Source organism: Pectobacterium punjabense (assembly GCF_012427845.1).
GTDB lineage: Bacteria > Pseudomonadota > Gammaproteobacteria > Enterobacterales > Enterobacteriaceae > Pectobacterium > Pectobacterium punjabense.
Genome location: NZ_CP038498.1, coordinates 3,138,176 through 3,152,801 on the forward strand (window position 1 = coordinate 3,138,176; position 14,626 = coordinate 3,152,801).

Genomic DNA, 14,626 nt, shown 5'->3' on the forward strand with positions numbered 1-14,626 from the left:
ATCGCTACAGGAGGATTTTTCATGAGTACGTCACTCCCCTGGTGGCAAAACGGCGTAATTTATCAAATCTACCCGAAGAGCTTTCAGGACAGTACCGGAAATGGCACTGGCGATATCGCTGGCATCACTTCCCGACTCGATTACCTGCAACAATTGGGCGTCGATGCGATCTGGCTGACTCCAGTTTACCTCTCTCCTCAGGTTGATAACGGCTATGACGTCGCCGACTACTGCGCCATCGATCCAACCTACGGCACCATGGCCGATATAGAAACGCTAATCGCCGAAGCACATCGACGCCATATCCATATCGTTATGGATATGGTGTTCAATCATACTTCTACGCAACACCACTGGTTCCAGAATGCTCAGGATCGCCGTAGCCCCTATCGCCATTTTTATATCTGGCGTGATGGGAATGACGGCGCACTGCCCAATAACTGGCGTTCAAAATTTGGCGGCTCAGCCTGGCAGTGGCATGCGGAAAGCAAGCAGTACTATCTGCACCTGTTCGCCACCGAGCAAGCTGACCTGAATTGGGAGCATCCGCGTGTACGGGATGAACTAAAACAGGTCTGTGAATTTTGGGCGGATAAGGGCGTGGATGGGCTGCGGCTGGATGTGATCAATCTGGTTTCCAAACAGCAGGATTTACCATCAGATGCACAGGGCGATGGACGCCGTTTCTATACCGACGGTCCCCTGATTCATGAGTACTTGCAGGAATTCAGTCAGGATGTTTTTCAGCCCCGTGGCTTGATGACTGTCGGCGAGATGTCATCAACCTCGTTAGATCACTGCCGCCGCTACGCGGCACTAGACGGCAGCGAACTCTCCATGACGTTCAATTTTCATCATCTGAAAGTTGATTATCCGAATGGGGAAAAATGGGCGCTGGCGGAACCTGATTTTATTCAGCTCAAGAAAATTTTTAATCACTGGCAACAGGGTATGCACAACCACGCCTGGAACGCCCTGTTCTGGTGTAATCACGACCAGCCGCGTATTGTGTCGCGTTTTGGTGATGAAGGTGAATTCCGTGTGCAATCCGCCAAGATGTTGGCGATGCTGCTTCACGGTATGCAAGGCACGCCCTATATCTATCAGGGCGAAGAACTGGGCATGACGAATCCCGGCTATACGCAAATTGAACAATATCGCGATATTGAAAGCCTGAATCAATTTACCGAACAGCGCGACCGCGGTCAGGCAGATGACCACATATTAGCGATCCTCGCCAGCAAATCGCGCGATAACGGTCGTACGCCAATGCAATGGAATGACAGCAACCATGCTGGATTCACGACCGGTACGCCATGGATAACACCATGCCAAAATTTCACCCACATCAACGTGGAGCAGGCGCTGGCGGATAAAGCATCCGTCTTCTATACCTACCAGCAGCTTATCGCTATGCGTAAAGCACTTCCGCTGCTAACGCACGGAGGCTACCAGGATTTGCTGCCTGACCATCCCACTGTCTGGTGCTATCAACGAATCTGGGAAGGACAACGACTTCTGGTTTTGGCAAATCTCACTAAACAACCGCAGCGCTGGCAGCCACCAACGGATACCCATGACCACCGCTGGCGACTGTTATTCAGCAATTATTCTGATGCACAGCCCCAGCCCGCCATTCTGGTACTACGCCCATTTGAGGCCATATATTGGGTACAAGGAATGCAGGAAAAAGAGGGAAAGGTTTAGAGGGTATCAACTATCAGGTGAGATGTAGCGGGTCATCCCGCTACATTGTCAATGATCTAACATGAGCTATTCGGCCGTTTACACTGATATCAATCGGCATTGTCGCAAGGGATGACAGAGCGATGTTCTCAGCGAGTTTTCGTTCTCAGGGACATTCCAACTCAGTGTGGAAAAAATTAGCGCTTAGCCAGCAGCAATCCCAATACCAGACCGACGGTGGCACCAATACCAATACCGTGCCACGGTTTGTCATGTACATAAACATCGGCTTTGTCGGCCACCTGCTTTGCACGTGCATAATAGCTGTCAGTCACGCCGATACGGGCTTTAACTTCGAGTAGTGCTTTTTCCGCCCCCTTCTTCAAATCAAGATAGGCTTGGTCTGCCTGATCGCCCGTATAGCGCAGCACCTCATCTAACGTCTCGGACAGAAGTTTTAAATCATCATCGACACGAATTTCTTCAGGCTGTTTTTTGGTTGCCGCCATAGAGTGCTTCCTTCTGTTATGAGAAGTCATTGGTTATGAAAAACCATGAGTTATAAATCGTTGTCTTCTTAACTATAGACAATTTTTCCTGCCTTCTACGGCTTCAGCAGACCAGATCATTCCTAAAACGCATTTTGCTTCCATAAAAAAACGCAGGGAGCGTTTTTCAACGTCGCTTGCGACGGCCCAAAGGGTGGCGAGCAGGAAGCTCACCATAAAAAAACGCCGTTGATTCTCATCAACGGCGTTTCATGACTCAAGCAGACTCTCGTCAGTGGTTACATCATTGGCTGCGCCAACTGCACCAGAGAGATAAGCGGTTGCGGGTACAAACCAAGGAACAGCACCGCGATGGAGGAGATCAATACGACCACACCACCGGCCGTTAAGGCCCAATTATTTGGTGTATCACGCTGTAGCTGTTGAGGCGCATTCAGGAACAAACTGACCATCACACGCAGGTAGTAGTACAGGCCAATGGCGCTACCCAGCACGACGGCACCGGTCAACCACCACAGCTCAGCATTCACGCCGACAGCCAGCACGTAGAATTTGCCGAAGAAGCCCAACGTCATCGGGATACCAGCCAGAGACAGCATCATCACAGTCATCACCGCAGACAGGATCGGTTTATGCCAGAACAAACCACGGTAAGAGAACAGTGAATCAGCATCCGAACCACGGTACGGGCTGGACATCAGGCTAACCACACCAAACGCGCCCAGGCTGCTGAACAGGTAACCCACCAGATACACGCCTACGGTTTCCAGCGCCAGTTGATGGCTCTGAACCGCAATCAGGGCAACCAGCAAATAGCCCAAATGCGCGATGGAAGAGTAGCCGAGCAGACGTTTGATGTTGGTTTGCGATACCGCCATCACGTTACCGAACAGGATCGACGCGAATGCGATGATGCCCAGCACAATTCTGACGGATTCGCTGTCAGCCACCGGTGCATACAGGAACAAACGCATTACCGCACCGAAAACCGCAATTTTACCGGCCGTCGCCAGAAACGTAGACACGGGTGCAGGTGCGCCCTGATAGACATCAGGCGTCCACAGCTGGAACGGAACCAGAGACAGTTTGAAGCCCAGACCAACAATCATCATCCCCAGACCTGCCAACAACAGCGGCTCATGGATTTGGTGATCGCTCAGGCTCTTACCGAGGCTGGCAAAGCTCATATCGCCCGATTCAGCATAAATCAGCGCCATACCAAACAGCAGGAAGGAAGACGCCGCCGCCGACAGCAGCATGTATTTAATACTGGCTTCCAGCGAACGCTTCAGACGGAAAGCATAGCCGACCAGGCCAAACAGCGGCAGAGAAAGCAGTTCAATACCAATGAACAACGAAGCCAGATGATTGGCACTCGACAGCAGAATCCCACCTAAGGCAGCAATCAGAACCAGCAGGTAGAACTCGTCACGGTTGTCTGGGTAGCCTTGCAGCCATGGGTAGGCAAACGTGCTGGTTGCCAGACTGGCAAGCAGAACCAGTCCGGTATAAAACATCGAGAAGCCATCAACACGCAGCAGCGGCGTCACGTCCGTTGGGCCAACCTGACCGACAAAGTACAGTGACAGCAACGCAATATTCAGGCCGATAACCGTCATGGTTGCGTTGACAAAATGGTTGCGTCGCCACGCAATGCACAGCATCACAACCACTACCGTCAATCCGACGATCAACAGCGGCGATAGCGCAATTAGTTGTTGAAGAGTTATTGTCATGGCGAATTACGGCCTTGTTGTTGAAATAATTGAATCTGGAGCAGACGACATAAACCACTGCTGGATATTTGACATCGCGGCACTGGAGGTATCCAGAATCGGTTGCGGGTAAACCCCTAACAACACCAGTAATACCACCAACAGCAGCACGATAGACAATTCGCGGATCGACATACCCTTCAATGGCTCATCAGATTTAGGCTTACCGTAATAAGCACGCTGGATCATGATCAGTGAGTAGACCGATGCAAATACCAGACCGAAGGTTGAGATCACCGTAATCACTGGCACAACCTGATAGCTGCCGAACAGAATCATGAATTCGCCGACAAAGTTACCCGTGCCCGGCATACCCAAGGTTGCCACAGCAAAGAACAGAGACAGTGCAGGCAAGAACTTCAGACGCGACCACAGGCCACCCATTTCACGCATGTCACGGGTATGCAGACGCTCGTACAGTTGACCACACAGAATGAACAGACCCGCAGCGGACAACCCGTGCGCAATCATCTGAATCACCGCGCCCTGATAAGCCAGTTGATTACCGGAATAGATGGCAATCATCACGAAGCCCATGTGGGACACAGAGGTATAAGCAATCAGACGCTTGATATCCGTCTGTTTAAACGCCAGCCACGCGCCGTAGAAGATACCAATCACACCCAGCCACATAGCAATCGGAGCAAAGGCATGAGAGGCATTTGGGAACAGCGGCAGGCTGAAACGCAGCAGACCATAGGCCGCCGTTTTCAACAGAATACCCGCGAGGTCAACAGAACCTGCGGTAGGAGCCTGACTATGCGCATCCGGCAACCAGCCGTGCAACGGCACGACAGGCATTTTTACGGCAAAAGCGATGAAGAAACCCAGCATCAGCAGATATTCGACGCCATATGACATTGGTGTCTTCAGCAGGTCTTCGTAGTTGAATGTCCAAACGCCAGTAGCATTGTGATGCACAAAGACCAGCGCCAGGATCGCAATCAACATGATCAGACCGCTTGCCTGGGTATAAATGAAGAACTTAGTCGCCGCCGTAATTCTGGTTTTACCGTCAGAGCCTTTATGCCCCCACAGTGCAATCAGGAAATACATCGGTACCAGCATCATTTCCCAGAAGAAGAAGAACAGGAACAGGTCAATGGCAAGGAACACACCAATCACGCCGCCCAGAATCCACAGCAGATTCAGGTGGAAGAACCCCTGATAGCGTTGAATTTCATTCCAGGAACAGAGGATTGCCAACACACCCAGCAGCCCCGTCAGCACGACCATCAGCAGTGACAAGCCGTCCAGCGCGAGGTGAATACCGATGCCAAAGCGCGGTATCCAAGGCACAAAGTATTCAACCTGCCAGTCTGGAGCGCCTTTCGGTGCTACGAGTGAATAACCGCCTTGCAACCACAGTTGTAAAGACAGTGCGAGTGTCAGCCCCATTGCAATCAACGCTATCCAGCGCGGTACTTTCGTACCAAAACGCTCTAACTGCCAACACAGCAGACCGCCGATAAAGGGGAGAAGAATTAGCCAAGGTAGTAGCATGGCGCTTTGTGTCCCTAAATTAAAGAAATCTGAAAACTTGCCGTGGCAGGCATTCCTTTATGTGGAATGCCCCGCCTTTCATACGTTACCGGATACTGCCTTACACCAGCAGTAACAAGCCCAGCACCAGCACGGCACCAAAGCCCATAGAGGCAACATACCAGCGCAACTGACCATTCGCACTGAGCGCCAACCCACGATTACCCCAACGGGTGATGAGGGCAGGCAGGGTCATCAGTGCATTTAACGGATCACGCTGCAACAGCTTCGCGATAGCCAGATACGGTTTAACAAAGACATGGTCGTACAACCAGTCGAAGCCCCATGCATGGAACCACCAGGTTGAGAAGAAACGGCCTGGCGCACTGTTCGCAATGCTATTCACCGCCTGACGTTTACCCAGCCACAGCACAGCGGCAAGCAGAATACCGGCAATCACCACCACACCAGAGGTAATTTCCAATGTCAGCAACTGGCCATGTTCAAGCGCTGTCGTTGCCGGCAATACACCATGCAACGGAGGAACAATCATCGCACCAATAAAGGTGGACAGAACCATCAGCACAACCAGCGGTAAGTGGTGCGAAATGCCTTTTCCTGCATGCGCCTTGGTTTTCTCTTCACCGTGGAACACGATGAAAATCATACGGAACGTATACAGCGAGGTCATGAAGGCTCCGGCCAATCCAGCCACCATCAGATTGATGTAACCATTTGCCCATGCGCCAGCCAGAATTTCGTCTTTACTGAAGAAGCCTGCGGTAACCAGCGGTAATGCAGCTAGCGCCGCGCCCCCGACCAGGAAGCAGACATAAACCAGCGGAATTGTTTTACGCAGGCCGCCCATCTTGAAGATGTTCTGCTCGTGGTGGCAGGCCAAAATCACCGAACCAGAGGAGAGGAACAGCAGCGCTTTAAAGAATGCGTGCGTCATCAGGTGGAAAATCGCAGCATCCCATGCCTGCACGCCCAGCGCCAGGAACATGTAACCAATCTGGCTCATGGTAGAATAGGCCAGTACACGCTTGATGTCGGTTTGAACCAAGGCAGCAAAACCCGCCAGCACCAACGTTACTGCACCGACAATACCCACCAGATGCAACACATCCGGCGCCATCAGGAACAGGCCGTTGGTACGCGCAATCAGGTAAACACCCGCGGTAACCATCGTTGCGGCGTGGATCAATGCAGACACCGGCGTTGGACCAGCCATCGCATCTGCCAGCCAAGTTTGCAACGGCAACTGTGCTGATTTACCCACCGCACCACCCAGCAACATCAGCGTAGCCCAGGTGATTTCAGGTGAACCTTCAGCCAGTTTCTGCGGTGCCAGAACCATCAGTTCGCGGAAGTTGAGCGTGCCCAACTCTTTGTAAAGGATGAACAGAGCAAAGGCTAAAAAGACGTCACCAACACGCGTAACGATAAAAGCCTTCATCGCTGCCGCACCGTTCTTCGGATTGGTGTAGTAGAAACCGATCAGCAGATAACTGCACAGCCCTACCCCTTCCCAACCGAGATACATCAGCAGCAGGTTATCAGCCAGTACCAGAACAACCATACTTGCGATAAACAGGTTGGTGTAAGCGAAGAAGCGAGAATATCCCTCTTCCCCACGCATATACCAGGAGGCAAACAGGTGGATAAAGAAGCCGACCCCCGTCACCACAGATAGCATCGTCACCGAGAGGCCGTCGAGCACCAGCGTTACGCTAATGTCGAAATTGCCAACGGTCATCCACGTCCACAGATGTTGATTAAAGAAGGTGACACCGCCGCTGTGCTGCTGGCCCATGAAATCAACCACAACCCAAGCGGTAACTAACGCTGCCAAACCAATCGAGCCAACACCGATCGTCGCGGACGTGTTTTCAGACCAGCGACCACGGGAAAATGCCAGCAGCAGAAAGCCGAGCAGCGGGAAGAGTATTGTTAAATAGAGTAAGTTCATCCGCGCATCTCACTGACTGTATCAATATTCAGGGTTTGACGACGACGATACATCTGCAACAACAGTGCCAGACCAATACTGGCCTCAGCTGCCGCCAGCGTAATCGCCAGAATGTACATCACCTGACCATCCGGCTGCTGCCAGTAACTGCCTGCGACAACAAAAGCCAGCGCGGCAGCGTTGATCATGATTTCCAAACTAATCAACATAAACAGCAAGTTACGACGAATCAACAGACCAGTCAGCCCCAAAACAAACAAGATAGCGGCTAAAATCAATCCATGTTGTAACGGAATCATGCACGTTCCCCCGTTATTTTTTTCTCAACATCCTGGTTCGCGCTTTCTTTATTAACAACATCACCACGTTTATCTTCACGACCAATGTGGAAAGCGACAACCAATCCCGCCAGCAGTAGCATTGACGCTAATTCAACCGCCAGAACATAAGGACCAAACAGGCTGATACCCACGGCTTTCGCCTCAACAGGCGTGCCGGTGATGCCCTGCTCTTTCAGGCTAAGGATGGCGTTAACCACAATCACCAGTAACGCCAGTGACAAAATGCTTGGGCCAATCCAGACGCTGGGTTTCAGCCAATTCCGTTCTTGTTCTTCTACGGAATTACCGAGGTTGAGCATCATGACGACGAACACAAACAGCACCATGATGGCGCCCGCATAGACGATGATACTCAGCGCACCGGCAAAATTAGCCCCGAGCGAGAAAAAGACGCCCGCAATCGCCATAAGCGAGGTGACCATATATAACAACGCATGCACAGGGTTGGTATGCGTAATGACGCGCAGTGTCGCCAATATCGCAATCAAACCTGTGGTATAAAAAGCGAATTCCATGCTAGCTCCTTAGGGCAACAGGCCTTTGACATCAATAGGTTTGGCTTCGTTTTCAGCTTCGCCTTTGTCTTTCCCATCGATTGCCATACCAGCCATCCGGTAGAAATTGTATTCCGGATATTTACCCGGCCCCGATATCAGCAGATCTTCTTTCTCGTACACCAGATCCTGACGTTTGTAATCACCCATCTCGAAATCCGGCGTCAGCTGGATAGCGGTTGTCGGGCAAGCTTCTTCACAGAAGCCACAGAAAATGCAGCGCGAGAAGTTGACGCGGAAGAACTCTGGATACCAGCGACCATCTTTGGTTTCTGCTTTCTGCAATGAGATACAGCCAACCGGACAGGCCACTGCGCACAGGTTGCAGGCAACGCAACGCTCTTCACCATCGGGATCGCGGGTCAGCACGATACGACCACGGTAGCGCGGCGGTGGATTCACAGGCTCTTCTGGGTACATCCTGGTTTCGCGCTTCTTGAAAGCATTCGATCCCACCATACAGATACTGCGTATCTGGGTGCCGAAACCAACCACTAACTCTTTCAATGTCATGGTTTATTCACCCCTTCTTAAGCGTTGTACAAAATGACGGCCGCTGTCGCCAGCAGATTCAAAAGCGTTATCGGCAGACAGACTTTCCAACCGAAAGACATCACCTGGTCATAACGTGGACGGGGTAACGAAGCACGGATCAGGATGAACATCATCATGAAAAAGCCTGTTTTCAGCGCAAACCAGACAAACGGAGGCAAGAACGGACCATGCCAGCCACCGAAGAATAAGGTCACCATCAGCGCGGAAACGGTCACGATCCCGATATATTCGCCCACGAAGAACAGACCGAATTTCATACCGGAGTATTCAATGTGGTAACCATCTGCCAGTTCTTGTTCAGCTTCAGGTTGGTCAAACGGGTGGCGGTGACACACCGCCACGCCCGCGATGGCAAACGTAATAAAGCCGAAGAACTGAGGAATTACGTTCCACAGATGTTCCTGAGAATCGACGATATCACGCATGTTGAACGAACCCGCCTGCGCGACAACACCCATCAGTGACAGACCGATAAACACTTCGTAGCTCACAGTCTGAGCGGAAGCACGTACCGCACCGAGTAGCGAGTATTTGTTGTTACTCGCCCAACCGGCAAACAGCACCGCATAAACAGCCAGCCCTGCCATCATCAGGAAGAACAGGATACCAATGTTCAGATCGGCGACACCCCAGGTTGGCGTGATCGGCACAATCGCAAAGGCAATCAGCATTGACGTAAACGCGATCATCGGTGCCAGCGTGAAGATCACCTTATCGGTGAAATTCGGCACCCAGTCTTCTTTGAAGAACATTTTGATCATGTCAGCAACAAGCTGCAATGAACCGCCCCAACCTACCCGGTTCGGTCCATAACGTCCCTGGAAGAGGCCGAGCAGTCGACGCTCACCCATACTCATGAACGCGCCACAGGTCACGACAACCAGCAGAATCACTATCGCTTTTCCGACGGTGATCAGAATTTCGATTAATTCCGGCGTTAACCAACTCATTGTGCGGCCTCCCGCAGATTTTCAACGGTTGCACCCGCCAGCACCGGTGCAATACCCGGCAAGCCCAGCGGTAAACCAACCTGTCCCTGACTCAATGCCGCACTTAAGCGCAGTGGCAGACGTAGCGTTTGTCCTGCACAAGTCAATTCCAGCAACGCCCCCGAGTTTACACCCAGTGTCGCCGCATCAGCCGGATTCACCATCACGTAAGGCTCTGGCATACGCTGCTGAATCACGTCAGAACGCTGTGACATTTCGTCACTACCGAACAGGTGATAATACGGCGCAACGCGCCACTGACCCGCTTGTGGGACGAAAGCCGCTGGGATGTTGTCGAAGTACGCCAGCGAACCTTCTCCGGCTTCGATCATACGAACGCCAGGATCGCCATGACGCAAATGTCCGCCCACTTCGTCCTGGAATTTGTTCCAGGCTTGCGGTGAGTTCCAACCTGGTGCCCAGGCAAACGGAATCTGCTGACGGTTAGCTGTTGGGCTGTTGTTCCCTTCCATTGAGAAGGCAAACATCGTGTCTTTGTCGACAGGCTGACGCGGTTCATGCACGCTGATATTGGCACGCATTGCAGTACGGCCGCTGGAGCGAATCGGCGAACGCGACAGTTTCTGCCCACGAATACGGAACGAGGCGTCCGGCGCAGCATCTTTAATCGCCGCCAACTGCGGCAATGCCGTAACACACGCGTCAATCACGTTATCCAGTTGCGTCCAGTCAACCTGACGGCTGTTATAGGTGATATACAGCGAATGCAGCCAGCGCCAGCTTTCCAACATCACGACTTTGTCGTTGTAGTACGTTGGGTCGTAAACCTGGAAGAAACGCTGAGCGCGGCCTTCCTGATTCACCAGCGTACCGTCGCTTTCAGCGAAGCTGGCAGCAGACAGGATGATACTGGCCTTGTCCATGATGCGAGTACGTTGATGATCGACCACAATCAGGTTTTCAGCTTTTTCCAGTGCAGCATCAACGCGAGCGACCGGTGCATGGCGATAGAGATCGTTCTCCAGAACCACCACGCTGTCGGCTTCGCCGTTCTCCAACTGCACCAGCGCATCGTCCAGCGAACCGCCGCCCATAATTGACAACCCGATGCTGTTTGCAGCAGGTGCAACAAAGGTAATACCGACGTCAGAGCCACGATTTTTCAGCGCTTTAGCAACGTTTGCCGCTGCGGAGATCACCTCTTCGCTGCCAGCATTGGTGCCAGAGATGATGAGCGGCTTTTTCGCACCGGCCAGCGCCTGTACGATGATATCGACTTTTTGGTCAAGCCCCGCAGCCAGATCGGCGACTGCCGGCGCGCTGCTATCCAGCCCGTGCGCAATGGCAAAACCAAGGCGCGCCTGATCGGCAACCGGTGCACGATAGTTCCATGCCGCAATGTCGTCCAGGCGGGTGTTATCTACGTTGGTGACAAACAGCGGGTGCTTGGCATGCTGACCAATGTTCATGATCGCCGCAATCTGCCAGTCAGCCACTTTCTGTGCGGCCGCCATTTCGCGGGCTTTGCCTTTAACGGCTTGACGAACGGCCAATGCGATACGCGCACCCGTCTGCGTCAAATCCTCGCCTAGAATCAGAACTGCGTCGTAGCCCTCGATCTCACGCAGCGCCGGTGTTCTCACACCGCTTTCGCGTAGCACTTTCAGAATCAATTGCAGACGATTTTGTTCTTCCTGCGCGATACCGGTGTAGAAGTTCTCTGCTCCTACCAGCTCACGTAATGCGAAGTTACTTTCAATGCTGGCACGCGGCGAACCGATACCGATCGTTTTCTTCGCCTGACGCAGCACATCCGCCGCACCTTGCAGTGCCTGATCGGCATTCAGTGCGATCCAGTCATTACCACGACGTTGCAGCGGCTGGTTAGGGCGGTCTTTCTGGTTGACATAACCGTAACCAAAGCGACCACGGTCACACAGGAAATAGTGGTTTACGCTACCGTTGAAACGGTTTTCGATACGACGCAGTTCGCCATAGCGTTCACCGGGGCTGGTATTACAGCCGACGCTGCACTGTTGGCAAACGCTCGGTGCAAACTGCATATCCCATTTACGGTTGTAGCGCTCGGAATGCGTTTTGTCGGTGAATACGCCAGTAGGGCACACTTCAACCAGGTTACCGGAGAACTCACTTTCCAGCGTGCCATCTTCCGGGCGACCGAAATAGACGTTGTCGTGTGCGCCATAAACACCGAGATCTTTACCATCCGCATAATCCTTGTAGTAACGAACGCAGCGATAGCAAGCAATACAGCGGTTCATCTCATGAGAAATAAACGGCCCGAGATCCTGATTACGATGGGTACGCTTGGTGAAGCGATAGCGACGGAAGTTCTGCCCCGTCATCACCGTCATATCCTGCAAATGACAGTTACCGCCTTCCTCACACACCGGGCAATCGTGCGGGTGGTTGGTCATCAGAAACTCAACTATCGTCTTACGGAATAGCTTCGCCTCTTCATCTTCGATCGCGATGAACGCGCCATCGGTTGCTGGTGTCATACAGGACATCACCAGACGACCGCGAGTATCTTCCGCGTTTTGATACTGTTTTACCGCACAGAGGCGGCAAGATCCGACGCTCCCGAGCGCGGGGTGCCAGCAAAAGTAAGGAATATCAAGTCCCAGAGTCAGGCAAGCTTCCAGAAGGTTGTCTGCTCCGTTTACTTCATACTCTTTGCCGTCTACATGAATAGTAGCCATAGTCAGCATGCTTCCATAATGGCCCGTGTTGCCACGAGCGCTAATCAAAAATTCTGTATACCCTCATCTTTCAAATCGCAAATGCGTTGGCTACCTGCGCCTTGAAGTCTATTGGGTTTATGAGGGTGGCTTATTTGCGCCACCCTGCGGATACATTCACTGCATCTCGCACGTATTAAGCGATAGCTTACCAGCGCTCTTTCAACAGGTTAGGCTGGATACCGCCAATCGTTTTAAGATTGCCTAAATACTGTTTAGAGATACCCGCTTCGAATTCTTCCCGGAAATACTTGATGGCACTTTGCAGCGGCTCGACTGCACCCGGCGCATGCGCACAGAAGGTGTTACCCGGTCCGAGGAAGCGGCAAAGCTGCTCTAGCGTTTCGATATCGCCAGGCTGGCCTTCGCCATTCTCCAGCGCACGTAAAATCTTCACGCTCCACGGCAAACCATCACGGCATGGCGTACACCAGCCACAGGATTCGCGAGCGAAGAACTCTTCGAGATTACGCGTCAACGAAACCATATTGATCTCATGATCGACAGCCATCGCCAGCGCAGTACCCATACGGCTACCTGCTTTCGCAATGTGCTCAAAATCCATGGGTAGATCGAGGTGACTTTCCGTCAGGAAATCCGTGCCTGCACCGCCCGGCTGCCAGGCTTTCAGCTTCAGACCATCGCGCATGCCGCCCGCGTAGTCTTCCAGAATCTCACGCGCCGTAGTACCGAAAGGCAGTTCCCACAGGCCCGGATTCTTGACGCGGCCAGAGAAACCCATCAGTTTCGTGCCTGCATCTTTACTTTTACCCGCAGATAACCCCTGATACCACGCCGCACCGTGCTCGATAATTGCCGGTACGTTACACAGTGTTTCCACGTTGTTGACGCAGGTCGGCTTACCCCAAACACCCGCAGACGCTGGGAATGGCGGCTTGGAGCGTGGGTTGGCACGACGGCCTTCCAACGAGTTAATCAGTGCAGTTTCTTCACCGCAGATGTAACGCCCCGCGCCCGTATGCACGAACAGCTCGAAATCAAAACCGCTGCCCAAAATATTCTTGCCCAGCAAGCCAGCGGCTTTCGCTTCTTCAATTGCGCGACGCAGGTGAACCGCAGCTTCGATGTATTCACCACGCAGGAAGATGTAGCCACGATAGGCTTTCAGTGCAAACGCGCTGATTAGCATGCCTTCAACCAGCAGATGAGGCTCTTGCTCCATCAGCAGGCGGTCTTTATAAGTACCCGGCTCCATCTCATCCGCGTTACACAGCAGGTAGCGGATGTTCATGCTTTCGTCTTTCGGCATCAGGCTCCACTTCAAGCCTGTTGAGAAGCCCGCACCGCCACGCCCTTTTAGGCCAGCGTCTTTAACCAGTGAGACCACTTCATCCTGTGCCATGCCCGTTAACGCTTTTTGCGCGGCGACATAGCCGTTTTTGCTGCGGTATTCATCCAGCCACACTGGCTGTTTGTCTGCGCGTAAACGCCAGGTCAGAGGATGCTGCTCAGCCGTCAGAACAATGTCTTTACTCATTGATACTGCTCCAATAACGTTTCAATACCTTCCGGCGTCACATGGCTGTGGGTATCGTCATCAATCATCATTGACGGCCCTTTATCACAGTTCCCCAGGCAGCAGGTCGGCAACAGCGTGAAACGCCCATCGAACGTTGTCTGTCCCGGTTTAATGCTGAGCTTACGCTCCAGCGCAGCCTGAACGCCCTGATAACCATTGATGTGGCACACAACGCTGTCGCAATAGCGAATAATGTGGCGTCCGACAGGCTGGCGATAAATCTGGCTGTAGAACGTAGCCACGCCTTCCACATCACTGGCAGGGATACCCAGCAAGTCGGCAATCGCGTGGATAGCCCCATCCGGCACCCAACCGCGTTCTTTTTGCACAATTTTCAGCGCTTCAATTGATGCGGCGCGTGCATCTTCATAGTGATGTTTTTCGTGCTCAATGGCGTCACGTTCGGCGTCACTCAATACAAAAGTGCTTTCTTTTGTCAGCGAATCGGCAGCCGGTTGTCCCAGAGCGTCAATATGATCGTGATTGTTGTGATCATGCAT

The 14,626-nt window shown here is 52.5% G+C and carries 12 protein-coding genes; 1 reads left to right on the forward strand and 11 read right to left on the reverse strand.

Annotated features, from left to right (window positions below; genetic code table 11):
• Positions 1-21: 21 nt before the first annotated feature.
• Positions 22-1,707, forward strand: coding sequence for an alpha,alpha-phosphotrehalase (gene treC / locus E2566_RS14285; RefSeq protein WP_107170531.1), 1,686 nt, complete (start codon positions 22-24; stop codon positions 1,705-1,707).
• A 176-nt stretch (positions 1,708-1,883) separates the two neighbouring features.
• On the opposite strand, the gene elaB is transcribed toward treC, so the two are convergent.
• The 11 genes from elaB to nuoE form a co-directional block, all read right to left on the reverse strand.
• Positions 1,884-2,195 (reverse strand): stress response protein ElaB, encoded by a 312-nt coding sequence (elaB, locus tag E2566_RS14290; protein ID WP_010295366.1) that lies wholly within the window; start codon positions 2,193-2,195, stop codon positions 1,884-1,886.
• Between the two features lie 278 nt (positions 2,196-2,473).
• Positions 2,474-3,931: an NADH-quinone oxidoreductase subunit NuoN gene (nuoN, locus tag E2566_RS14295; RefSeq protein ID WP_107170532.1), complete on the reverse strand. Its 1,458-nt coding sequence runs from the start codon at positions 3,929-3,931 to the stop codon at positions 2,474-2,476.
• A gap of 6 nt (positions 3,932-3,937) precedes the next feature.
• Positions 3,938-5,473, reverse strand: coding sequence for an NADH-quinone oxidoreductase subunit M (nuoM, locus tag E2566_RS14300; RefSeq protein WP_107170533.1), 1,536 nt, complete (start codon positions 5,471-5,473; stop codon positions 3,938-3,940).
• 100 nt (positions 5,474-5,573) lie between these two features.
• Positions 5,574-7,424: an NADH-quinone oxidoreductase subunit L gene (gene nuoL, locus E2566_RS14305; RefSeq protein WP_107170534.1), complete on the reverse strand. Its 1,851-nt coding sequence runs from the start codon at positions 7,422-7,424 to the stop codon at positions 5,574-5,576.
• Complete coding sequence (gene nuoK / locus E2566_RS14310; RefSeq protein ID WP_005969835.1) at positions 7,421-7,723, reverse strand: NADH-quinone oxidoreductase subunit NuoK; 303 nt, start codon at positions 7,721-7,723, stop codon at positions 7,421-7,423. Before nuoK ends, nuoL begins: the two co-directional genes overlap by 4 nt.
• A complete protein-coding gene (nuoJ, locus tag E2566_RS14315; RefSeq protein WP_101781442.1) occupies positions 7,720-8,280 on the reverse strand; it encodes an NADH-quinone oxidoreductase subunit J in 561 nt (186 codons plus the stop codon). The genes nuoK and nuoJ overlap by 4 nt, the downstream gene beginning before the upstream one ends.
• 9 nt (positions 8,281-8,289) lie before the next feature.
• Positions 8,290-8,832 carry an NADH-quinone oxidoreductase subunit NuoI gene (gene nuoI, locus E2566_RS14320; RefSeq protein WP_010278884.1) on the reverse strand — a complete coding sequence of 181 codons (543 nt, stop codon included), beginning with the start codon at positions 8,830-8,832 and terminating at the stop codon, positions 8,290-8,292.
• A gap of 17 nt (positions 8,833-8,849) precedes the next feature.
• Entirely contained in the window at positions 8,850-9,824 is a 975-nt protein-coding gene (gene nuoH / locus E2566_RS14325) for an NADH-quinone oxidoreductase subunit NuoH (protein WP_107170535.1), read from the reverse strand.
• Positions 9,821-12,547, reverse strand: a complete 2,727-nt coding sequence (gene nuoG / locus E2566_RS14330) for an NADH-quinone oxidoreductase subunit NuoG (protein ID WP_107170536.1) — start codon at positions 12,545-12,547, stop codon at positions 9,821-9,823. The genes nuoH and nuoG overlap by 4 nt, the downstream gene beginning before the upstream one ends.
• A 187-nt stretch (positions 12,548-12,734) precedes the next feature.
• Positions 12,735-14,084 carry an NADH-quinone oxidoreductase subunit NuoF gene (gene nuoF, locus E2566_RS14335; protein WP_039298412.1) on the reverse strand — a complete coding sequence of 450 codons (1,350 nt, stop codon included), beginning with the start codon at positions 14,082-14,084 and terminating at the stop codon, positions 12,735-12,737.
• Complete coding sequence (gene nuoE, locus E2566_RS14340) at positions 14,081-14,626, reverse strand: NADH-quinone oxidoreductase subunit NuoE (RefSeq protein WP_005969842.1); 546 nt, start codon at positions 14,624-14,626, stop codon at positions 14,081-14,083. The genes nuoF and nuoE overlap by 4 nt, the downstream gene beginning before the upstream one ends.